Below are 23259 nucleotides of genomic sequence, written 5' to 3' on the forward strand. Positions count from 1 at the left end.
TTATGAGGTTATTTGTTTTTGCTGTAAAAGTGTATTTCGAGTAAATGAAGGAACTGAAAAATATAAGCAGTTCAAGGAAAATCCAAAAGGGAAATATTGCTGTGACGAATGCAGTCATAAAATAAGACTTGAAGCAATTAAAAATTTTTTTAGATAGGGGTACTATCTACTTTTTATTTTTGCTAGTTTATAATGTCTAAAATAATTCATCTTAAAATGATTAAATTTTTTTATAAATATTGTTTATATATTCATAAAGGAAAACTCCATTTTAATCAATCTTTTGACAAAATGGAGTTTTTTATTTGTTGTTAAATAAGGATCGAAGGATATTTTTTAATCAATCTTTATTTTAAAGCTATACCGAATCCTTAAGTTGATGGATGTGTGGCGGTACCCCATCACCATCAAGCTAAGAAAATAGAACTACCCCCAGAACAAGATTTTGTGCTAATTTGTAATAAAAAAGTTCGTTTTTTCGTTTTGGGAATACCTTAAAATTTTAAGTTGATGGGCATGGGATCCAGCCCACGTTTTAACGAAAATATACGCTAAGCGAATCCCAACATAAAGCGAGCCGAATTTTCTACTCTTAAGAAAAATTTTGGTTCGTTTTATGGTTTTATGACAAGTTGTTTACTGAACAATAAAGTTCTTTATTGGAACAGGCTACTTTCTTCAACAATCGGGCCAGATTGTTGAAGAAGAAATATAATAAAAATGCTTTTGATTGTTTTATTAAACGAATTAAACCGCAAAAAACAAGAAGAATTCCCCCCTTTTTACTAGTACACTAAATACTATAAAAGGGGGGAGATCATGAACAATAAAGCCATTGGATTATTTCAAGGAATTGCGTTATACATTTCAGCTATTCTAGGATCAGGTGTCCTTTTTTTATCGGGGGTAACGGCCTCAATAGCGGGCCCTGCATCTATTGTATCCTGGTTTATCGTTATTATAATTAGTTTTCCGCTTGCTTATTCCTTTGCTAGTTTGGCACGGATATATCCTGATTCCGGTGGAGCAGCAACCTTTGTTAGAAATTCTTTTGGATATCATCTTGGCAATATCGTTGGGTGGTTTTACTTTGTAACAGCAGCAGTTGGTCAAACGATTGTATCTTTAACTGGTGCATTTTACGTCAGTCAGGCATTTGGATTTTCGCATTTTGAAACAATTGTAATTGCCGTCTTTATTTTGGTAATTGCAGGTGTTTCCAATTATTACGGCGTAAATGTTAGTGGTAAAGTTGCATTGATTTTAAGTTCTTTATTACTGATTCTTTTAGCGTCAGCTATATTTGTGGCGTTTCCAAGAATACAATGGGGAAATTTTAATCCCTTTGTTCCAAATGGATGGTTTTCTGTCGGGAACGCTATAACGGTTATCTTTTGGTCATTTTTCGGTTGGGAGGCGATTTGTAATCTGGCTGAGCACTTTAAAAGGCCAGAAAAAGATATTGTCAAAGGAGCAGTTATTAGTGCAGTTGTCATTGGATTATTATTTTTAGCGCTAAGCCTTGTCACTATTGGAACGGCCACGTATGGCAGTCAAGAAAGCAACCTGTCACCTATTGGTGTTATAATGGGAGATACAGTAGGTGGAGGTGCCAAAGTCGTTACAGCTGTTTTAGCTTTAATTATTTGTACAGGGACAGCGAATGCTTTTGTAGCCAGCCTAACGCAATTAGGATATTCATTAAGCAGAGATGGTGCTTTTCCAAAATTTTTCTCAAGGTTGCATGCAACTACTCAAATTCCAAGACAGATGGTATTGTTTGTTATCTGTTTTTCGGTAGCAGGTGTATTAGTGACAGAAGCTTTGTCACTAACGTTTGATGATATTTTGTTTATACCGACTTCTCTTGGGATTCTAGTTTATGTTCTTTCAATGGCAGCAGGCGTTAAATTATTTAGGAAGAACACACCAGCATGGTGGGCATCGTTAATCTCTTTCATTTTATGTTTGCTGGTGATTCCATTTTTTCAATTATATATATTTGTCCCGTTAATTGTCGTGGCTATATATGCGATTTATATGATTTTGAGTAATAAGATTTTCGCCTACAAGGGGGGATTAAAATCTAATGAAGGATCAAAATAACCTTTCCAGAGATACCATGTGGAAAGCAACAGTATCATGTGATTCAGCGTATGACGGGATATTCTTTTACGCAGTCAAAACAACTGGGATTTTTTGCCGGCCTTCTTGCAAGTCTAAGGTTCCTAATTTTGAAAATGTATCCTTTTTTTCAAATGCGCACGAAGCTCAAAGGGCAGGCTATCGCCCATGCAAAAGATGCCGATCAGATCTAAATATAAAAATATACGACCCGTTCGAATGCGTTTTGGAAGATACTATGCGATTGATAAAAAATAATTATGTTCAAAACATGTCTTTAAATGAAATTGCATCAAGGGTAGGAGTTAGTCGTTTTCATTTAAATCGGATTTTCAAAGAAAGAACAGGGTATACTCCTCGAATATATTTAGAAAGGATCAGAGTTAAGAAAGCAAAGGAACTTCTCTTGACAACGGTCTTTAATAGTACAGAGATTGGTTATCAAACAGGCTATCAAAGTGTATCTAGCTTTTATAATGCATTTAAAAGAAATACAGGATTTTCACCGAGTCAATTCCGTGCTTTCCATAGTGGAAATACCGAAAACCAAGAACTTGACTGAATTCACGTTCTTTAACAAAAGATAGCATGAATTAACAAGAGTGCTTTGTACTCATCGTATTTTTCGATAAATCATTACTGATTGATTAAAAGTAAACAACTTTGTATTGAACAATAATAAGCCATTTTTTCTCTGTTATAGAATTGTAAGCTTTTTAATTCAATCCTCAACAAACAGGCAAGATTATTGAACAAGTTTTATGAACTTTAGTGGTAGCATCATTAGTGAAATACTTTATAACAACTAATTAAGGAAGGATAGAATATGAGAAATAACTTTCAAATCGTTGCGTTGCAAGAGAAGGAGTTTAATAACCTATTTCTAATGAATGAAGAAGTATTAAAAAGTATCGGGGCAGTCAAAATAATAGCAAATAAAAACCCTGGATATCCTTGCAGGATAAGTTTGAAGGATGCAGAGGTAGGAGAAGAGGTAATTTTACTGAATTACCAATATCATAGTGTTAATTCGCCTTATAAAGCAAGTGGTCCTATATTTATACGAAAGGGAGCAACTACTGCTAAGCTAGATGTAAATGAAATTCCGCATATGTTACATCATAGGTATCTATCTGTACGCGGCTACAATGCTGACTCAATGATTGTAGAAGCAAGGGTTACAGAAGGTGTAAATTTAAGAGAAAATATAGATGAAATTTTTGATAATAAAGAAGTAGAATATATTCACATTCTTAATGCTAAACCAGGATGCTATAACTGCCTTGTTAATAGAGTGTGAAAAAATTAAAAATGCAAACTTCTATTATCCTATAAGGGGTACCACCAATCGCTATCAAGATAATTCAACAAAACCCTCCCTAAAATGAAAAAAAATACGCTATTCTTTTTGTAGAATCATAGGAAAGGATGGCGCTTTTGAATGTCTATTTCTGTATCTGATGAATTACAACTATTTGCTCAAGAGATTCAAAGTTTTTTATCTCCAAATATCTTACGGGATCTTGCTAGAGATGTTGGTTTCGTAAAACGAACCAGTAAATACCAAGCAAAAGATTTAGTCGCTTTATGTATATGGATAAGTCAAAATATCGCTACAACCTCTTTAGCGCAGCTATCTAGCTGTTTAGAAGCATCCACAGAAGGACTGTATCAAAGGTTTAATAAATCAGCCGTTCAGTTTTTACAACATATATTGACTAACCTTCTAAATAAAAAATTAACTTCATCTATACCACTTTCTTCTCCATACACCTCTATTTTCAAGCGTATTCGCATTTTAGATTCCACTGCATTTCAGCTTTCAGATATATTTTCAACCATTTATCCTGGGGCTGGAGGGTGTAGCTATACTGCTGGGATGAAAAATCAACTTGAATATGACCTATTAAGCGGCCTAATTCAAAAAATGAAACCCGATAGGGTTTATTTCGCATGCAAACCTTTAACTTCTCTAAGTCTGGCTTTTAGAAAAAAGAAATAATCACTACTATACTTGACATTGTATAATCTTAGCTTGATAGCAATGTGATCACGCCCTTTTTTAGAGTCAAACTATCAGTATATCCAAGATTAGGAGATTACTTGCAAGAGTCTTGGAAGTATTGCAACCGTGCTGTGTTATAATTCTAAAGTACTAACATTTCATGTAGGACTTATAGATGTCGGGTTGTCATATGAAATGTAAAATCAATCCGTTATTTTGAGGTTCAGGCTACCATTATTCAAACTATCATTCACACTAAAAGAAGTACAAGGAGGAAGGTATATCTATTAAAATAGTGAGGTATACCAAATTAGAAATGAATATTAAATTTAATAAAAAAGTAGTAGCATTCACGGCAGGATTAACGGTATTATCTTCACCATTGGTATCGTTTGCAGAGGAACAACAATTAGTAAACAATAAGCAATCTACAAACGTTCAGGAACAAAGTAAAACCACATCAGATGAACAGGCTTTAAAAAGTATTGAAGCTAGTTTTAAAGAGGTAGACGGACGTGGTGGAGGCACTGTCGACAATAAGAAAGTAGATAGTCTTCAACGTTCAGAAGGTATTCATGAAGAAACAGGTACACTAACTGTTCCTAACAATTCAAACAGAACAAAACGTAGTTTGTCTCCCATATCACCTAGCACCTCTAGTACAATAAATGGTGTTCCATTCACTGAATGGATTGTACCAGCAGGTAACGATAATATTCGTCCTCAAAACTATATGAGTCCAAAGTACATTACAATTCATGAGACTGATAATACAAGTGTAGGAGCAGGCGCTAGAAACCACGCCCAATACCTTTATAACCAAGCAGTAGGCAACACAGACCGAGCTGCATCGTGGCATTTTACAGTAGACGATAAAGAGATTTATCAACACCTACCATTAAACGAGAACGGATGGCATGCAGGAGACGGTGATGGTCCAGGTAATAGAGAATCCATTGCAATTGAAATCGCAGTTAATAGTGACGGAAACTACAGTAAAGCAGTAGATAACGCTAAGAAACTTGTAGCTTATTTAATGAAAGAAACTGGTGTACCGTTAAATAACATTGTAAAACACCAAAAATGGAGCGGTAAAATCTGCCCTGCTAACATGATTAATAATGGGCAATGGGATGTATTCGTAAATAGCGTTGAGGGGTATTATAATAATCTTTATCAACCAAAGGATGACATTACAGGAGGGTGGTATGAAGAAGCTATTCGAGAGTTAAATAGAAGAGGTATTATGATAGGGGAAGGAAACGGAGTTTTCGCACCCAATAGAGCGATAACAAGAGCCGAATTTGCTCAATTAATCTCTAACTCTCTAAACCTGCCAGCTGGAGATGCTTCATTTAAAGACCTAAACGATGCAAATTCAACTTTACGGGATGGTATTAAACGTACTGCAAGTGCAGGTATCATTCAAGGTAGAGGAGATGGTTATTTTGACCCAAACACACCTATTACAAGAGAAGAATCAGCAATTATTGTAAACAAGGCTTTACAGTATAAAGGTATATGGGGACCAGTTGTAAACCTACCATTCTCAGATAAAGACCAAATTATATATAAAGAAGACGTACAAAGACTGTATGGCCTAGGTATTGTAAGAGGTAAGGGTGACAATCAATACGACCCTAAAGGAACAACAACTCGTGGTGAAACAGCAACATTCATTCTAAATATGCTACAAGTAATTGAAAATGGTAGTGTAGAAAAGGTAATTGGAACGGCTCAAATTAATGGTATTGGGGTAAATGTTCGAAGCGGATCAGGTACAAACTATTCTATTGTTAGAAAGACAAGTAAAGGCGAAAAAGTTACAGTATATGAAGAAAAGAATGGTTGGCTAAGAATTGGAACAGGTCAGTGGATTTATTATGACTCTAGTTATATCGACTATAGCAGATTATAAAAGACTAAATAGTTAAAAGAACAAGTCATATTTGAATATATAACTTACTCTCAGGTTGTGAAGAAGACTTTCTCCACAACCTGTTTTTGTGTCTGCCCCCTCTTTACCTACCAATATTGATAAAAAGAGGAAAAGGAGAGATTCATTATGATGGGGGCATCGAAAAATCACCGTGATCGGCGTGTATAAAATTTAATTTACCTTATGTTTTTACGTATGACTTAAGCAGGTTCTTTTGAAAATAAGGGAAAGATCATTTAATGTGCTTCCCCGGAATATTGATGCCTCGTTTTCTGAAAAACAAAACATTTAATTATAATAATAATCGGATTGTTTAATACAATGTATTAATCCTAACAGAAGGGAAGATTAGCCATGCAATTAGTTTGTTTTAAAGTAGTAAATGGACAATACTTTTTAGTTGTAGAAGGTATCGAGATTCCTGCGCCAATTCCAGCGTTTGCTGCAGCTTTATTAATTGGTTTAGGAGCAATCCCGCTTTGTTCTTAATTTAAGGAATTCCAAACAGCTCTATCTTTCAATCGATAAATCCTTAAGTATATGAATGCTTGAGGGTTTTTTTATAATAAAAAAAGAAAAGACGCCATAAGGCGTCCCCACAAATAGGTAGATAAGACTTTAGTTTTCCAATCTAAAGAAACTTTGTATCAGCTCTTTGAAAGTATATCATAATATCTGATTGATTTATTATGCATTATTACATACTTCTCTCAAACCCTCTAGTTTCTATTTGATAAAATAGAATCCTAATATTACTAAAAATTAAATAAATATTTCTAAAAACCCTAAATATTTATAAGGGTAATAAAAGTGATACATTTAAGGTGCAAATTATAAAAAATATTAAAGGGGGAATAAAGCAGTATTAAAAAAACTATTATAAGCGGTGGGCATTTATAGAGGTTATATGAACTTGAATTTTGTTAAAAAGATACTCATTTAAATGTACTTTTTCTGACTTGGACTAACGTGATTTTAATAATATGAATGTTGGAGGCAGATCCCCAATAGGGCATAATGAAACAAAATACCAACAGCGCTTTAGGTATTCTATCATGCAATAAAATCTTATTATTTAAATGAATTGTTTTACTGAATTCAAAGGATTGAAAAGCGTATTTAAAATTGTAATACCTTTGCAGAGATAATAAAGGTATTTAATTAAAGCACCTGTTGGTTAAAGTGAGTTTTTCAACAGATTACTATTTTAGGGTGAACTCTGTAATGTAATGATACCGGTGCTATCAGATACTACAATTCTATTGATCACGTTAATTATTTCTCACTTGTAATAGCGGGGGATGTAGTGTTTTGAAATGTATCTGTTTTTGTTTCCCTATATGAACTATTATATCACCGGGCTCTTTATTAAAATAATGAAGAATCATCATTTGTTTATTCTGATTTCTGAAAAAGTTTTAATAGATTCATGTTGAACAAACATACTTTTTAGAAAGAGGGGAGATTATTGATGGATAATCAATTACTATATCAACAGCAAAAAAGAGAAAAGGCACTTGTGATTGGAGCTGGTATTGCAGGATTGCTTACTGCACGCGTGCTTTCCAGTCATTTTGAGAAAGTGATAGTTGTTGAAAAAGATGAGTTACCTCAAAAACCATCTGAACGTCCAGGTACACCCCAAGACTTTCATCCTCATCGTGTATTACCACGCGGAGAAATAATTATGAACCGTTTCTTTCCTGGATATGTTGATGATTTATTAAATCTAGGGGCCCATAATGTTAAGAATGATAAAATGATTCGATTTTCTCCGTATGGGGCACTTGAACTAGTTATAGAACGAAAAGGTGCAGCGAGCAGTCGAGCATTGTTAGAATGGACAATCCGCCAACGTGTGCAAGAAATTCCTAATGTACATTTTTATTCAAAGCAAGCGGTGACAGGCCTTTTAGCTTCGTCGGATCACAAGCGTGTTATTGGAATTCATATTCAAGAACGAGACGAATTAAAAACAAAACGAACTGTGTTAACCGATTTGGTAGTCGACACATGTGGTCGTCAATCTAAACTCAATAAATGGCTTACATCTATGGGGTATGATGTTCCAGAGCCAGAACATTTAAAGGTGAATTTTGGATATAGCACGAGATATTATAAAGTACCTTCACATATCAAAGAGAAATTGAGTACAATTTCTGAAGGCGATCCTGCTAAAAACGTTGGTGCTGTAGGGTTATTATATATTGAAGATAACATAGCTCAAGCGCTACTATTTGTTGCTGGAGGTACGCACTATCCACCAACCAATTCAAAAGAATATGAAAAAGAACTGGATTCTTTAGTTACCCCTATGATGAGAGAGTTAATTAAAAAGTTAGAACCAATTAGTGTCCCAAGAGGATTTAGAGCGCAGGAGTCAATTCGTCAACATTTTGAACAAATGGAAAATTGGCCATCTGGATTATTAGTGTTAGGTGATGCTTTTTGTAACTTTGATCCCATTTATGGACAGGGGATGACCGTAGCTGCCATTGAAGCTGAAATGTTAGATACTTGTTTAAAAGAACACTCTACTCATAAACCTGGATTCGAACGCAAGGTGCTGCAACGTATGCAAAAAGCTATTGAGCCGGCATGGTGGCTGAGTTCAATTGCGGATTTACGTTGGAAAGGTGTTGAACATGTAGGAGCCGTTCCACTAAAAGGTGTGAAATTTACACAGAAATATTTTGATTTATATCTTAAACAAGCTGTAAAGCAAGCAAATGAAGGTAATTCATCCATGCTCCAAAAATATATAATGATGAATGGGCTAGTTCATTCGCCTCATGAAATCATTAACTTAGATATGTTAATGATGTTAATCAATGGAGATGAGTCTTCAGAAGAGAATGAACTTTTGAACGAACTTGGAGAAGTAGATAAGAAATCACTGCAAGAAAGAATACATGAACTCATCCCTTCCTTTACATTAGCTTTTGAGAATAGCGTTCCAAATCTGTTCTTATCCATTTCAATTTCTAATGTCAAATGAGGAAAAGAAACATTGCTCTAATTAGGGCAATGTTTCTTTTATTAGCTAAGCAGTATTTAATCAACTACTTTTTCAATTGTTGGCATTATAGCGATTGGTGGTAAAGAGTAAGTCCAAGCAGCAGCGTATACGTTTAATTTTTCACCTAATTTGTAGCTTTCACCATTGGATACAGGTACTCTTAAAATTTTATTTTGGGAAACTAGCTCCCACCAATTATTCTGATAATAAAGTGCTTCTTCTTTCGTAAAAGTATCAGCAACAATTAAGTAATTATCGTCTGCTGAAATAACATAGCCCGTGAAAGGTATTTGTATTCGTACCTGTTCCTCCTTAATTGGAGAAGTGTTATTGGCAGTATCCGCAGAAGCAGGTGTTAAGCCAAAAGTAAATCCGCACCCTAATGTTAATGTTGTAATTACTGTTAATAATTTTTGTTTTTTTGAAAACATAATAGAAAGCCTCCTTAAATTTTATTACCACACCAACACCTTTCTATTCATTTAGATATAATGCCTTTTTGTATTCAAATATTTAACAATTTTGTCATAAATAAAACAAAATTGTATGTGATATGTATTTTTTTAGAGTGATTTATGATATAATTAACTAGGTAAAGTATTTTCGTGGTTCATCTTTATATAGTTTTTTACCCTACTTACTCTGTAAAATATTATTGGTGAAGAGAGAATGTTTTCTCTCTTCTTTTTTTATTTGACGTTAATAATATCGATAATAAAGGATGTTTAATATTTTTTAGGCTACTTTGTTGTTGGTAGTGAGTTTTGGTACTTATAATAAAATATGGTTTGATTAAGAGATTTAGTCTTGACGTACAGAATTTGCAAAATGTTGGTGTTCCGTCTTTATTCGCATCAAATATATTCCAATTTTAAATGAATTCAACATAATATTTTGTATCTATAATCCCAAAGGAAACTTTACATGGAAATGAAATTTTTCCTGCAGAAGCAGCCTGCATACAAGAAATTACCCAAGATTCCAATTCTAAAGGCAAGCGGTATACTTGAATATTACCATCACTGTTTTTTACAGTTACAATCGGTGCATTTACTCTGGTTGTTGCAAAATCGTCCGTTGTTATCATTCTTACTGCATTATTAGTGTGAAAACCAGTGTTTATAACTTCATAAATCTGTCCATCTTTCTCTTTAATAACCATAGGTATATTTAAATAGGGATAGTTTTTAATATCATTATGAATAATTGCTCCTATTGCACTCTTTCTTATTTGAACCTCTTGCATTCTTTTATGCTCCTTTATAATGATTTAAACATGTTTACGTAAATTTATTTTATTTTACATCTATATCTAAAGCTATTTTGCTCATTAAAGGGTTAGGGCCAATTCCTATTGTGCATTCGATCCGTGTTTTTGCATATATTTCACGTTTAAATGTCAACGCAAATTCATAGGGATTGTTAGCAAATAAATGAATACTATCCGTAATATCCATGAAAAACTCATCGATAGAATATTGGTGAAAATCTTTAATAGGAACGTACTGTAAAGCTAGTTTTGTTATGTAATTGGAGCATTTAATGTAAGTAGCCATAATGGGATTTACAACTAGAATGTCTTTTCTGCGAGGGATCTCGTATAATCTCGCCATCTTCTTTACTCCCAATTCTTTTAATGGGGGAGTGGCAGCTAATACGATTGAATCGTTTCTATTTACATTAGCGACTACTGCCAATTTTGTATACATAGGATCTAACCCCATTTTGATGCAACTTATAGAAGGGTAAAAGCTACGTAAATCAACACATAAGATGATTCTATTCGGTAAGATACAATAGTCATACACTGTTATTCCTCCCTAAATAAAAAGAATGTTTGTTCTTATTGTATACGAACGCGAGTTCTTTTATAAAGAGGTTTTGTTTTAAAATAATTTTTTCAGATATTCTTCTTGTGGGAGCAGCAGTTCTAACAACAATCAGTAATAGGGGGCGTGACACATGTCCATCAAGCTAAAATTTTGAAATACCCACAAAAAGAAAATTTTTATCTCTCTACACCAATTTATGAGAATTCATTTTTTTCGTTTTTAGGATAATGAATTTCTTAACTTGATGGCAATGACCTCACATTAAAGTGGATGGATAATTTCTTTTAATTAGTATATTTAATTTTATAAATATTTGATTGAAGCATAGGTGTATGATAAACGTATGTAATATCCTTCATCCTGTCCATAAATGTGCCCTGGATTTATTAGTATTTCTTTTGCTAAAACCATACTAAATAAGAATCGTAATAAAATTAAAGGTAAATTACACAGAATATTGAAATTTATATATATCAACTTATTTAAAGGTTAATCTAACGTAATGCCATGATACCATGGTTTTACATTAGATATAGATAATTTTGGAAAAGGGGAAGATTCTATGAATGTTCAATTAGAAAATGAACAAATAACAAAATTATTAAACGACTGGTATCAATCCATGTTAAAACACCAATTAGTTAAAGCAAAACAATTAAAAGAGTATATAGACAATGAAATTAACAATGTCAAAGAAAATCAAAACTTAATCTTATATTATTCTTTATTAGATTTTAGATACAAAGCATTAACAGATTGGATAAGTATTAACGAAAGCAGTTTTGATGAAATGGATAATTTCACAACTCCAGCAGATGACTTCCTGGCTTATTATTATCACTTCTTTAAAGCATTTCATTGTACTTTAACATCCAATTACACTGAAGCAAGTGAACACTATGAAAAAGCAAAAGAACTATTAATACACATTCCTGATCCAATAGAACATGCTGAATTTAATTATCGAATGGGATATTTTTATTATCAAATCTATAAACAAGTAATAGCTCTTGATTATATAAAATTAGCTAAAGAAGAATTTTTAAAACATGAAGATTATGAAATAAATGTAGCACTATGTGACAATTTTATAGGTCTGTGTTGTATTGATTTAAAACATTTCGAATTAGCTGAGGAGTCATTTAATAAGGCACTAGACACATTCCAAAAAAATAACCATAAAAATTCTATCCTTATGGTAAGACATAATTTAGCTTGGTTATATTCAAAACAAAATTTATCTAAACTCGCGATTCGTCATGTATCTGAAGTAACAAAGAACAATCCAAACCATTTCAAAGCATTTTTCGTAGAAGCATATGAATACTATAAGATAAATGACCATAATTACAGCGATCAACTAATTCAAAAAGGATTAAAACTTAGTAACGATTTTAACAATCAAGAATTCCAACATCGTTTTAAAATTTTAAAAGCCCTCAACAACAATGTCCCTACATTAACTTTAGAAATATTTGTTTCAGAAGGTATTACTTATTTCAAACAAGAAAAACTATGGGAATGCGTAAAAGAATATGCTGATATCTTAGCTCTAAAGTTTTATGAAGAAAATAACCATAACAAAGCAAGTCAATATTTTTACATGAGCAATACAGCTCAAAAAAATGAATTAGAAAAAGGAGCGTTAAAATAATGAAAAAAATCTATCTAACTATACTTGGAATATCTTTAATTAGTATCCTATCGTTAGGGTTAAACGATTCTTTTAAAAATCAAGCTGTAAATATAGGAGACGGTGGAGGTGCACCAGCAAGACCAGATTATTTATTACAAACACACGCTGACTTATAAGAAAAAAACACCTTCATTCTTGAAGGTGTTTTTTTATAATCTGATTTTTAAATAAATGAAAAACGGAATATATCAAAGTTCTCTAAGTTAACAACATATTCCAATTATTAGAAAAATATTAAAAATTTTCATTTTTTGTTCTATTATGGAGGTGAGGAGAAATTATACTTATAAGGGAGCTGTATTAGTTTGAAAAAAATTTTAGGATTAGTTTTTGTCGTAGTTATATTAGCTTTTGGAGTTTTTCAACCATACTCACTAAATTTAGAAAAAGTTTTTGCACAAGATAATACTAGTAACAATATTAATAATAATACCAAAGAAAAAAAGAACGATTGTGTACCTTGTAAAAAACCAGAAAATCTTTCGAAAAATGAAACAAATAAATTTGCTGACGAACAAATTTTGGACAAAGTAAAAAAACAATTAACTGATCTTAAACAAAACAAATTAAGTATTTACTCCACAGCAGATTTTGAATGGAAAGAAGCTGTTAAGGTCGATTATAAAGAGAATAAAACATCGGCGATCATAATTCCTTCAAAAGAAAACCCTAAATCTAATGATACAAAACAATATCTAACTGTAGGATTTAACGAATCTGAAAGTAAGTTTGCAGACCCTACATTTTTAGAGTTGAAAACACCAAATAATGGTGATACGATTCTTTTAACAGTAAAAACATTAGATGGTGAAAATGTAGGGACTTTAGACCTAAATTCAAAAGATGGAAAACTTAATCAGATGAAATTATTCACTGATGGAAAAAGTGAATCAATCTTAAAAGAAAACAATGCAAAAGCAGGTTACTGGGAAGATGTTCAACGTTGTATTAAAAACAACTGGAAAACTATGCCTCAATGGGCTAAATGGGCTTGCGAAGGTGCATGTGGAGGATGTTTATTTGCTAGTCCATATGCATGTGGTGGTTGTCTTGGATGTCTAGCTGGTTACGCAATTGGTTGCGCTGCTAGTCAAATATAAAAAGAAGGGTGTGATTCCTCAAATGGAAATGTCTAAAGGAATACTGTTTTATAGACTAACATTGATTATTGCTTGTTTCGCAGTAGTTGCCTTCACATATCCATCTGAATTCTCTAAATTCGCATTAATCGCAGGTATTGTTGGTATTTTTATTACACTAGATAAAATAATAGCAAAAGATAACAAAAAAAGAGTTTATCTCCTCGTATCATTACTCTTTATAATCGGATTTGCTATAACCTTCTACTACACATTCTTATAAAAATACTTCACAATAGGCGATACTTCAAAAAAAAGAATCCTGGTCTTTAAAGGATTCTTTTTTTTGCCCTCCTTCTCTTTTCCCCCTTAACAAACCAGATTAGCTAGCCAAAACAGGATATGCGAAGGGTAGGGGGCAAAGCTGGGGCGTGGAAAGCCTTTTGACTATGTGTAATTATTTCACTGCCTCTTTTAATTCTTTTCCAGCTTTAAAAGCAGGTGCTTTTGAAGCCGCGATTTGCATTTCTTCACCTGTTTGTGGGTTACGTCCTGTACGTGCAGATCTTTCACGTACTTCAAATGTACCAAAACCAAGAATCTGTACTTTCTCTCCATTTGCTAGCGCATTTGTTACTGTATCTAATAACGCTTGTGTTGCTGCTGCAGCATCTTTTTGTGTAAGTTCAGCTTTTTCTGCTACTACTTTTGTTAATTCTGTTTTATTCATTTTCTGCACCTCTTCATATGTAATTAGGTGACTATTATAACGTGTGTGTATTCATGACGCAATTATTATACTGTACTTAGAAAAAGCCATAGCAAGAGCAAGAGGACAATGTCTGTGTAAAAGGCATAAGAAGAATATTAATTATCGCTTTAAACTCTGTTCATATTTCTTTACATCTTCCATGGTTTTAAATATTAACACATCAAAAACTCCTTTTTCATTCCCACATACGACAACAAAACCATCTGTTGCTTCCAGAACTCTACCGACGCCACCATCTGTAAGTGAAATATTGGTGAGATGTTTTACGTTCAGTTTTTCTTCTTTTTGAATGTAAGTAGTTATGGGTGTTCCTACAGGAAATGCGTCTGTGATCTCTTTTGTTGTATATGTGCCATCATCTATTGATTGAGTTTTAGCTATAATAGAATCAGTTTGATTGGCACATCCTGTTGAACATATTAAAAGAATTCCAGTAATAATACTTACACAAGCTGTTTTTATCATTCACAAAATCCTCCTATAACTGTTCGTATTTTCAACCCATTTAGGGTAACAAATTATATATACGAAGTTTGTTGTTTTATGTGAGTCGTAAATTAACAAAGATACAGGTATTTTGCCAGAATATGTTTCAAACAAAAGAAAAGACACCCAAAGGTGCCTTCCTGCGACTGGAACCATCGTAATATGGTATTGGGTGCCAACCAGATTATTTTTTACCACATTAAGTAATTTTGGTTGTTGAGAAATATAATTCAAATCTATATTTTGTTTATTTTAGCTTCGTTAGCTTTTTTGTAGTGAATTCTTCAATCTGTTCAGATTTAATTTTAATTTCAGGGGTTATTGCTATCTTGCTACCCGAGTACACACAATAACAGTATTTGTTGCACCAGAACCAACAAAAATAATTAAATATAAAAAATAGTTAAAGGTCAAAATGTATATTAATAATTATAAATTTAAGGTGGCATCTGGAAGGGAATAGTTATGAATGAAAACAATAAAGGGGAAGTTATTTCTTAGCATTGATATTATAGGTTGTATCCTTTGCATTATAATGCTTATTATAAGTCTTGTTAATTTTAGAACATGGGTAAACCCTTTTTTATTTTCATTAAAAAATATATAACAATATATAAATTAATAATTTGTTATTATATATACGGATTTATTTACATTAGGAGGAATGAACAACTATGTTTAAAAGATTAGCAGTATTACTTATTGGTGCCCTATTATTATTCGGTTTAGCTGCTTGTGACAGCGTTAAATTAATGACAAGTAATGTCACGGTTGGTAAGGTAATTGAAGAATTTAAAGCCGCAGGATTAGAAGCTGAAAATCCTAGTGACCTACCAGAAAAAGAATTTGGAAATACTAGAAAAGAAGCAAAGCGCATTCTTGTTCCAGCATTAGGTGAAGATAGTGGCGGTCGAATATTTGAGTTTAAAAACAAAGAAGATCTTGAAAAAGCTAAGAAATCCTATGATGATTTAGGCAATGGTAATCAAATGCTATTTTCTCATACTTACGCAAAAGGTAACTTTCTTATACAAATGAACGGTGATATGGAAGATGCCCAATTTAACAAATATAAAGAGGTTATGGACAAAGTAATTAAGTAAGTTAAAGAATCCGCTTTCATTTTTCTGAAAATATGTTAGAATTATCTTTGGATGAAAGTCCAATACATATTATTAAAATTAAAGTGGTTATCAAGTCGGAGAAAGGCACCTTAGGGTGTCTTTTCTTTGTGGAAAGATACTTATTATAGGGGTGCCGCTACATTGCTATTAAGTGTTTTTATTTTTGAAAGTTTACATATAATTCGGTTCTTCGTTATAATTTCAGTGTTCATATCTTTAGGTACATTCCTAATCAATTTAGAAATAACATAAGTAGCAGTAGGAATGAAAAATATAAGAGATAATGTTCCATATTAGATGTCATAAAAAAACGCCTCCTATGTCGTTATTGAAAACAAGACAAAAGACGTATAACTATTTGTTGTAGCTGACCGCCACCCTGTGTCAAGTCACCGTTAAGTCAACGGAAAATAAAAAACCGCATCAAACGTTAATTTGACACGGTTTCTATCAGTATGACCCCGGAGAGGCTCGAACTCACGACCTTCACCCTGTCAAGGTGGAGGTTTATTTGATTACTTTTCTTCCTGCATTATAAAATTCCAAAAACGTTTTAATTCTTCACGCTTTTGGGATGGAGCAAGTTTTATATCATTTAACCATTGATCTAGTTCTTTATTGTTTCTGTCCTCTTTAACATTAAAATCTCGCCCTAGAAGAAAATCAGTAGACACATTAAAGTAATTTGCTATACGTATCAAGGTATTGTAATCAGGTTGACGTTCATTGCGTTCATACATACCAATTGTACTTTCACTTAGTTGAAGCGATTGGGCAAGTTCTTTTTGTGTAATGCCTTTTTGTTTTCTTAAATCACGAATTATATTTCCAAACGTTTTCATTCTATCACCTGATAATATATTAACACATTATGTGTTAAATAATTAAAATTTTTAAAAGTTGATAATTATAATCTATTGACAACACGAAATGTGCGGTTTATATTTTAATTAACAACACGAAATGTGGCTTTAGAGGTGAGAATGTATGAATTATGAAAGAGTAGCTGAAAATCTAATTAACTTAAGAAATGGAAGATCTAGAGAAGAGGTGGCAAAAGCAGTGGGAATCAGTATTAGTACATTACAGATGTATGAAAATGGACAGAGAATCCCACGAGATAATATAAAAATAAAATTAGCTAATTTCTATGGTGTTACAGTCCAAACGATTTTTTTTGATTCGGAACAACACGAATTGTGTTGAATAATGTTAGACTTTTAAGATGATGTAGTGATTTTTTAGAAATGTAAGCTTAGAAAATGTATTAGGCAATTTTACATAAAATTATAATGTTTTTATCATTATATATAAATTATAGGGGGTATTTGCATGAACATGAAAACATTTGAAATACGTGAAAAACGATTAGCAGAACTACTAGGTGCAAAAGTACTATGGGAATTTATCAGTGCCGTCACAGAGGAAATTGAAAAGCAGGAATTAGAGTCTACACCAGGTTTATTAGAAGATCTATTCATACATGTAAAAGAAACTATTCAAATTCAAAATATGAATCAACGCATAACAAAAGCCCCTGTAAAAACAGAGGCTGAAGGTATAAATAAAGATACATTATTTATGGAAGCATATGTAGAGTTAATCAATCATAAGTTTGTTATTTCTGAATTAGCTGTAGAGCTTTCATCTGTTCTAAAAGAATTAAATTGTTTTGTTCAATCATCTTTGCCACAGCTTCAAAGTGAGCTTGATTCTCAAGAACCTCAATCTGCTTCTCTTTAGGGAGTGATTGAAGTATTTCTTTTATTTCTTTACACTCGTATATGTTATTCTCCGAGTCTTCAATTAATTTATTGCGACGATTGGTGTATTCAAGTGCACCTAAAGTCGCTAATGCGCGAGGATCTAAACCTAGAATTTCCATGTATTCCTCTCCTTTCCTCTACAATAATTCGATAGGGGGAAGGAGATTCCTTTAATAATTTGGTAGAGTTTTTATAGTTATATAACATATTTTTTATTAGTGAGAATTTTATTTTGCAGGAATACTTTAGAATTAGACTTAAAATGTTTACCTTCGTCTAAATACAAGTTATACACACATATATTGATCTTATAAAGGTATATATTACACATAATATTATGTTAAAGGTGGCGAATTGTATCATGAAAGATTTTGTTCTCGAAAAAGAAAACATTATTCGTAAATATGGTGAATGGACCGCTTATGATATTAAATTAACGGATACTCTATATACAAGAGATATTCGACAACCAAATCCTGCGTTAAAAAAAATTGTGACAATGATTCAAGATATCACACAATGTGATTTTAAAAATCTTCGAATCTTAGATTTAGCTTGTTTAGAGGGGCATTACGCTATTGAGTTTGCTATGCAAGGAGCAACTGTTGTAGGGATAGAAGGAAGAGAATCAAACGTACAAAAAGCTATATTCGCTAAAGATTTATTAAGGTTGGAAAACTTAACCTTTTATCAAGATGATGTAAGAAATTTAAGTGCTGAAAAATATGGTCAATTTGATATTGTTTTATGCTCTGGTATTTTATATCATTTAGATTGCTCAGATGTATTCCCTTTTTTAGAAAAAGTGTATGAAGTATGCAAAAGGTTTGTAATAATTGATACTCATATCACTCATACTCCCAATGTATCAGTACTCTATAAAAATTATGAATATAAGGGGCACACAATGCTAGAACACTCTGCTAATTCATCTGTAGAAGAACGTTTAAAATCAAAATGGGCATCATTAGATAACATAACTAGTTTTTGGATGACAAAATCCTCTCTATACAATTTTTTAACGCGAACAGGTTTCTCTTCTATAAATGAATCCAGAAGTTTAGTTCAAGAAGATAGGGTTACTGTTTTAGCTTTTAAGAAATATCCTATAGAAATTAAAAGCTCTCCTGAAACAGAAAAATACATTGAACCCGATTATTTAGAATGCTAAAAATAACACGTTTAAGTTTAATATCCTAATCCTTCTGTATGAGGTTGTACTATATGCCTCTCAAGCTAAAATCTTAAAGTATCCCTAAATAAAATTATCAATTTTCCAAAAGCTATTTATATAAATGCAACTTGTTGTTTCCGTATTGAGGGCACTATCAAGCTAAAGAAATACTTCCGAAAACAAAAAATGAAAAGAATAATAAAAAAGCTTATCATAACGTGTTAAAGGATAAGCTTTTTTATTTAGAGTTCGATAGAACTCTTTACTTAGGAATTCCCCACTTCTAAACGAAGTGAAAGTGGGGGTAGTTCAATTGTAATTACAACAAATTAGTTAACAAAGACTTAAATACAAGTGGTTACTAAAACAGTGTTTTTCTTAAATTGTTCTCATTTAATGTACCTCATGTATCAGTCTTCTTATCTCATTTTTTCTAAGAGTCATCCCAGCTTCAGAAACTGTGTAACGGAAACCAAAGAAACATAAAGCAAATTAATACAGTAAAAGAATAATTTAAAAATATGTTTAGATTATAAAGTGATGCCAAGAAAGGATTGCTCATTTTATGCTTCTACAGTTCATACAATAAATTGATGAATTTCTAAAAGCGGAACCATATTCGGAAATTTAGGCTGATGGTAAGTGAAGTAAAGATGCTTGGTGTTGTGAAAAACTAGGTAGTTTAAAAGGGGATTTTTTATGAAGAATGAACGAGTAGTAACTTGTAATAAAAAAGGAAGTATTGCTGTCGTTACAATTCAAAATCCACCAGTCAACACTTTAAGTTTAGAAGTAGTTCAACAATTAGTAGATGTATTAGAGGAAATAGAAATTGATAATGATATTTCAGTCGTAATTATAACTGGAAGTGGAGAAAAGGCCTTTGTAGCAGGAGGGAATATAAAAGAATTTCCAGATTGGATGGGCAAAGGTGAAAAATATGCCGAGATGAAATCATTAGAATTGCACCAACCTCTTAATCAACTAGAGAATCTGTCTAAACCGACTATAGCTGCTGTTAATGGGTTAGCACTAGGTGGTGGATGTGAATTAGCACTTGCTTGTGACTTAAGGATAATAGAAGAACAATCTTTAATTGGATTACCGGAAATTACGTTAGGTTTATTTCCTGGGGCTGGAGGAACCCAACGCTTACCTAGATTAATTGGAGAAGGGAAAGCAAAAGAGATGATGTTCACAGGGAAATCGATTACAGCTAAAGAAGCAAAAGAAATAGGCTTGGTTAACTACATTACCCCTCGAGGAGAGGCGTTAAATAAAGCAAAAGAGATTGCAAGGGATATAAGTAAATTTTCTCTTCCAGCTCTCGCCTATATGAAGTTGGCAATTCGCGAAGGGGCAGCAGTACCTTTACAAGAAGGGCTTGAGATTGAAGCGCGTTACTTTGGAAAAGTATTTCAAACAGAAGATGTGAAGGAAGGGGTAAAGGCATTTATTGAAAAAAGAATGCCGCATTTTACAAATAAATAGAATGGGACGAAAAAAGTTATCCAGGTTTATTCTACACTATGTCAACATAGCTGCTGTTTTTAAAGCTATTTATTTGTTTTTCGCAACACCTTTCAGATCTAGTTCGTCTAATAAATAGATTTGTAGTAGCATGTCTATTTCAAAAGTGAAAATAAATAAAAAGGCGGAGGAATAGAATGGAAAATGGTACAAATGAAAAGGAAATAAATCAAACGCCTTTAGTAAGTGTATTAATTCCTACGTATAATCGTCCACACTACTTTGAAAAAGCTTTATGTAGTGTATTAGAACAAACGTATCCTAATATAGAAATTATAATAGGGGATGATAGTACAAACGACGAAACAGAGAAAGTGTTACAAAAGTACTTGTATGATCATTCAAATATTATTTATATAAAAAATAAGTCAACTCTTGGACAATTTGAGAACTCACGTATGTTATTTCATAAAGCGAAAGGTGAGTATATAAACTTCTTAATGGATGATGATTTATTTCATGTAAATAAAATTGAAAAAATGATGAAATACTTTTTAAATGACCTAGATAATGAAATTAAGCTTGTAACATCCCATCGCCAAGTAATGGATGCAGAAGGAAACCTATTGCCAGATGTTTATGCAACGATGCGTTTATTTTTTACAGATACGATTATAGATGGGCTACAATTAGGAAAAATGGTGATTATGAATCAAAAGAATTATATAGGAGAACCGACAACGGTTTTATTTCGTAAAAGTGATTTAACAGAACCGTATGGTGTATTTGATAAAAGGCGGTATCTTTGCAACGTAGATGTAGCTTCATGGTTATCCTTACTGAGTAAAGGGAAAGCAGTATATATAGCGGAGACACTCAGTTACTTTCGATTACATTCAAATCAGCAGTTAAATGAATCTAATAAAATGATGGATGGATTAGAAGATTTTTCTCATAGTATTATTATAGCTGGAGAAAAATATGGTTTCTTATCCTCCGAAGAGGAGTTAGACAGAGCTATTACAAATTTTCTAGACTATGCAAGAAGAATTGTTCCATCATCCATATTATATTCATTGGACTACTATCAACAAATCAAGCTAAAGAAAATAAATATTGAAAAGAAAAAACAGCGTATGAATATCAACTCGCACCTCCCAAAAGTCAGTATACTAATTCCTGCCTACAATAGACCTCATTACTTAGAATTAGCCCTCAAAAGTGCTTTGAATCAAACCTATGAAAATATTGAAATTATAATTTCTGACGATAGTACAAATGATGAAGTAAAAACAATGATCCAGCCATACTTAAAAGAACATGAATGTATAACATATGTTAAAAATGAAAATCCATTGGTGGCTGAAAATTTTAATCAATGTATAGAGCTTGCTACTGGTGAATATATAAATTTTTTATTAGATGATGATTTATTTCATCTTGAAAAGATTGAGAGAATGATGAAATACTTTTTTGAATTAGAAAACATTGCATTTGTGACGTCGTACCGTGAACTGATTGATGAGAATGGAGAGGTATTACCCCCCTCAACATTGAATATGAAAATTGCCACAGAAACTACAATTTTTGAAGGGAAAATACTAGTGAATTATATGTTGAAAAACTTAAAAAACGTAGTTGGAGAACCAACAACGGTTTTGTTTAATCGTAATTTTTTTGGAGGGAAATTTGGTTATTTTAAGGGGAAAGCGTATTCTTCTATTAATGACATTGCAACTTGGTTAGATATGATGAGGAAAGGAAAAGTAGTTTATATAGAGGAACCTCTTAGCTACTTTAGACAACATAGTGGACAAAATCAAAAACAAATGTACTTTATATTAATGACAATTGAAGAATGGATTGAATTAATTACAGATGCACATAATAGTGGGTTTTTAAATACTGAACAAGATTATAAAGAGAGCTTATCTTATTGTTTGGAGAATGCGGGATTTATACTTAAGGATGCAGTAAGAAGTGGAGAACTAGATCAAATTTATAATGAAAAGATAAAAAGCGGGTTAATTAAACTAGTTACTCATATATTTGAGAAAAATATTTGTTATTGTCAATATTGCAATCAAGAATTTGAAAAATTTTCACCTTGGCCAGCACATTATGATTTTCTAAAATATGAATTTGAGATGTGGAATAAAGATACAGGTATCTGTCCAGTTTGCTATTCCATGGATCGTGACAGGTTGTATCGTGCGTACATTGAAACAGAAACGGATTTGTTAAGTAGGAATTATACTATGCTTCATATTGCACCTGAAGTGAAGGTAAGAGGATGGCTTAACCAGTTTAAAAACATTACTTATATATGTGGGGATTTAGAACCAAAGGATTCTTTAATGGAGGAAATTGATATTACGAGAATTGCATACGAAAATAATACCTTTGATGTTATTTTATGTAGTCATGTATTAGAACACGTGCCTGACGATGAAAAAGCAATGCGAGAATTATATAGGGTACTAAAGCCAAATGGATGGGGAATTATTCAAGTGCCAATCGCAATGAATGTAGATTTTATTATAGAGGATAAATCTATTGTAACGCCATTATTGAGAAAAATAGCCTTTGGTCAAGAAGATCATGTTAGGATTTATAATCGATCGGGATTTATTCAACGATTAACAGATGCGGGCTTTAAGGTGGAATTGTATAACATAGCTCAGAAACAAGGGATAGAAATTGCTAGGAAATTCGGATTATCTGAAACGGATATGCTCTATATTGTCCGAAAATGATAGAAAGGAATAGATGC

At 32.4% G+C, this 23259-nt stretch carries 22 protein-coding genes and 3 pseudogenes; 19 read left to right on the forward strand and 6 right to left on the reverse strand.

The window, feature by feature from the left end:
- The 8 genes and pseudogenes from DN404_RS06215 to DN404_RS06245 all read left to right on the forward strand — a co-directional run.
- A partial coding sequence (locus tag DN404_RS06215; RefSeq protein ID WP_149214838.1) for a DUF2197 domain-containing protein occupies positions 1-157 on the forward strand: 157 nt, incomplete at its 5' end.
- A gap of 662 nt (positions 158-819) precedes the next feature.
- Positions 820-2106, forward strand: a complete 1287-nt coding sequence (locus DN404_RS06220; RefSeq protein WP_149214839.1) for an APC family permease — start codon at positions 820-822, stop codon at positions 2104-2106.
- A complete protein-coding gene (locus tag DN404_RS06225; protein WP_086389399.1) occupies positions 2090-2686 on the forward strand; it encodes a bifunctional transcriptional activator/DNA repair enzyme AdaA in 597 nt (198 codons plus the stop codon). The genes DN404_RS06220 and DN404_RS06225 overlap by 17 nt, the downstream gene beginning before the upstream one ends.
- A 264-nt stretch (positions 2687-2950) precedes the next feature.
- Complete coding sequence (locus DN404_RS06230; RefSeq protein ID WP_001245414.1) at positions 2951-3424, forward strand: DUF1203 domain-containing protein; 474 nt, start codon at positions 2951-2953, stop codon at positions 3422-3424.
- Between the two features lie 141 nt (positions 3425-3565).
- A pseudogene (locus tag DN404_RS06235) lies at positions 3566-4039 on the forward strand (transposase); the annotation flags it as partial.
- A gap of 406 nt (positions 4040-4445) precedes the next feature.
- Positions 4446-6047 carry an S-layer homology domain-containing protein gene (locus DN404_RS06240; protein WP_149214840.1) on the forward strand — a complete coding sequence of 534 codons (1602 nt, stop codon included), beginning with the start codon at positions 4446-4448 and terminating at the stop codon, positions 6045-6047.
- Between the two features lie 375 nt (positions 6048-6422).
- Positions 6423-6557, forward strand: a complete 135-nt coding sequence (locus tag DN404_RS30895; RefSeq protein ID WP_255444980.1) for a hypothetical protein — start codon at positions 6423-6425, stop codon at positions 6555-6557.
- A 982-nt stretch (positions 6558-7539) separates the two neighbouring features.
- Positions 7540-9066, forward strand: a complete 1527-nt coding sequence (locus DN404_RS06245) for an NAD(P)/FAD-dependent oxidoreductase (RefSeq protein ID WP_149214841.1) — start codon at positions 7540-7542, stop codon at positions 9064-9066.
- Between the two features lie 56 nt (positions 9067-9122).
- Here DN404_RS06245 and DN404_RS06250 read toward each other — a convergent pair whose 3' ends face one another.
- The 3 genes and pseudogenes from DN404_RS06250 to DN404_RS06260 all read right to left on the reverse strand — a co-directional run.
- Entirely contained in the window at positions 9123-9518 is a 396-nt protein-coding gene (locus DN404_RS06250) for a DUF3221 domain-containing protein (protein ID WP_149214842.1), read from the reverse strand.
- Positions 9519-9958: 440 nt separating this feature from the next.
- Positions 9959-10333: a hypothetical protein gene (locus DN404_RS06255; protein ID WP_149214843.1), complete on the reverse strand. Its 375-nt coding sequence runs from the start codon at positions 10331-10333 to the stop codon at positions 9959-9961.
- A 52-nt stretch (positions 10334-10385) separates the two neighbouring features.
- A pseudogene (locus tag DN404_RS06260) lies at positions 10386-10895 on the reverse strand (Y-family DNA polymerase); the annotation flags it as partial.
- A 586-nt stretch (positions 10896-11481) separates the two neighbouring features.
- Between DN404_RS06260 and DN404_RS06270 the strand changes: the two are divergent.
- From DN404_RS06270 to DN404_RS06285, 4 genes are all read left to right on the forward strand, one after another.
- Positions 11482-12573, forward strand: a complete 1092-nt coding sequence (locus DN404_RS06270; RefSeq protein WP_149214845.1) for a response regulator aspartate phosphatase — start codon at positions 11482-11484, stop codon at positions 12571-12573.
- Positions 12573-12731, forward strand: coding sequence for a Phr family secreted Rap phosphatase inhibitor (locus tag DN404_RS06275; protein ID WP_000725639.1), 159 nt, complete (start codon positions 12573-12575; stop codon positions 12729-12731). Before DN404_RS06270 ends, DN404_RS06275 begins: the two co-directional genes overlap by 1 nt.
- Positions 12732-12920: 189 nt before the next feature.
- A complete protein-coding gene (locus DN404_RS06280) occupies positions 12921-13715 on the forward strand; it encodes a hypothetical protein (protein ID WP_149214846.1) in 795 nt (264 codons plus the stop codon).
- A gap of 22 nt (positions 13716-13737) precedes the next feature.
- Positions 13738-13977, forward strand: coding sequence for a hypothetical protein (locus DN404_RS06285; RefSeq protein ID WP_002182105.1), 240 nt, complete (start codon positions 13738-13740; stop codon positions 13975-13977).
- A 174-nt stretch (positions 13978-14151) separates the two neighbouring features.
- Here DN404_RS06285 and DN404_RS06290 read toward each other — a convergent pair whose 3' ends face one another.
- Together DN404_RS06290 and DN404_RS06295 are read right to left on the reverse strand one after the other, a co-directional pair.
- Entirely contained in the window at positions 14152-14424 is a 273-nt protein-coding gene (locus DN404_RS06290; protein ID WP_001043944.1) for an HU family DNA-binding protein, read from the reverse strand.
- Positions 14425-14565: 141 nt separating this feature from the next.
- The gene (locus DN404_RS06295) at positions 14566-14931 is read right to left on the reverse strand and encodes a hypothetical protein (RefSeq protein ID WP_149214847.1); all 366 of its coding nucleotides are present in this window, start codon (positions 14929-14931) and stop codon (positions 14566-14568) included.
- A gap of 695 nt (positions 14932-15626) precedes the next feature.
- On the opposite strand from DN404_RS06295, the gene DN404_RS06300 reads away from it, so the two are divergent.
- Both DN404_RS06300 and DN404_RS31415 read left to right on the forward strand, forming a co-directional pair.
- Positions 15627-16055 carry a stress protein gene (locus DN404_RS06300; protein ID WP_149214848.1) on the forward strand — a complete coding sequence of 143 codons (429 nt, stop codon included), beginning with the start codon at positions 15627-15629 and terminating at the stop codon, positions 16053-16055.
- A 162-nt stretch (positions 16056-16217) separates the two neighbouring features.
- A pseudogene (locus DN404_RS31415) lies at positions 16218-16328 on the forward strand (DUF3796 domain-containing protein); the annotation flags it as partial.
- A gap of 263 nt (positions 16329-16591) precedes the next feature.
- Here the strand turns inward: DN404_RS31415 and DN404_RS06305 are convergent.
- Entirely contained in the window at positions 16592-16918 is a 327-nt protein-coding gene (locus DN404_RS06305) for a helix-turn-helix domain-containing protein (protein ID WP_098324063.1), read from the reverse strand.
- A gap of 145 nt (positions 16919-17063) precedes the next feature.
- On the opposite strand from DN404_RS06305, the gene DN404_RS06310 reads away from it, so the two are divergent.
- The 5 genes from DN404_RS06310 to DN404_RS06335 all read left to right on the forward strand — a co-directional run bounded on the left by DN404_RS06310 (position 17064) and on the right by DN404_RS06335 (position 23242).
- Entirely contained in the window at positions 17064-17282 is a 219-nt protein-coding gene (locus DN404_RS06310; RefSeq protein ID WP_074790017.1) for a helix-turn-helix transcriptional regulator, read from the forward strand.
- A 126-nt stretch (positions 17283-17408) separates the two neighbouring features.
- Positions 17409-17819, forward strand: a complete 411-nt coding sequence (locus DN404_RS06315) for a hypothetical protein (protein WP_149214849.1) — start codon at positions 17409-17411, stop codon at positions 17817-17819.
- Positions 17820-18203: 384 nt separating this feature from the next.
- A complete protein-coding gene (locus DN404_RS06325) occupies positions 18204-19013 on the forward strand; it encodes a class I SAM-dependent methyltransferase (RefSeq protein WP_149214850.1) in 810 nt (269 codons plus the stop codon).
- Positions 19014-19715: 702 nt separating this feature from the next.
- Entirely contained in the window at positions 19716-20507 is a 792-nt protein-coding gene (locus DN404_RS06330; protein ID WP_061655964.1) for an enoyl-CoA hydratase, read from the forward strand.
- Positions 20508-20683: 176 nt separating this feature from the next.
- Positions 20684-23242 (forward strand): glycosyltransferase, encoded by a 2559-nt coding sequence (locus DN404_RS06335; protein ID WP_149214851.1) that lies wholly within the window; start codon positions 20684-20686, stop codon positions 23240-23242.
- Positions 23243-23259 lie beyond the last annotated feature (17 nt).

This window comes from Bacillus sp. TE8-1, assembly GCF_008368855.1.
Classification (GTDB): domain Bacteria; phylum Bacillota; class Bacilli; order Bacillales; family Bacillaceae_G; genus Bacillus_A; species Bacillus_A cereus.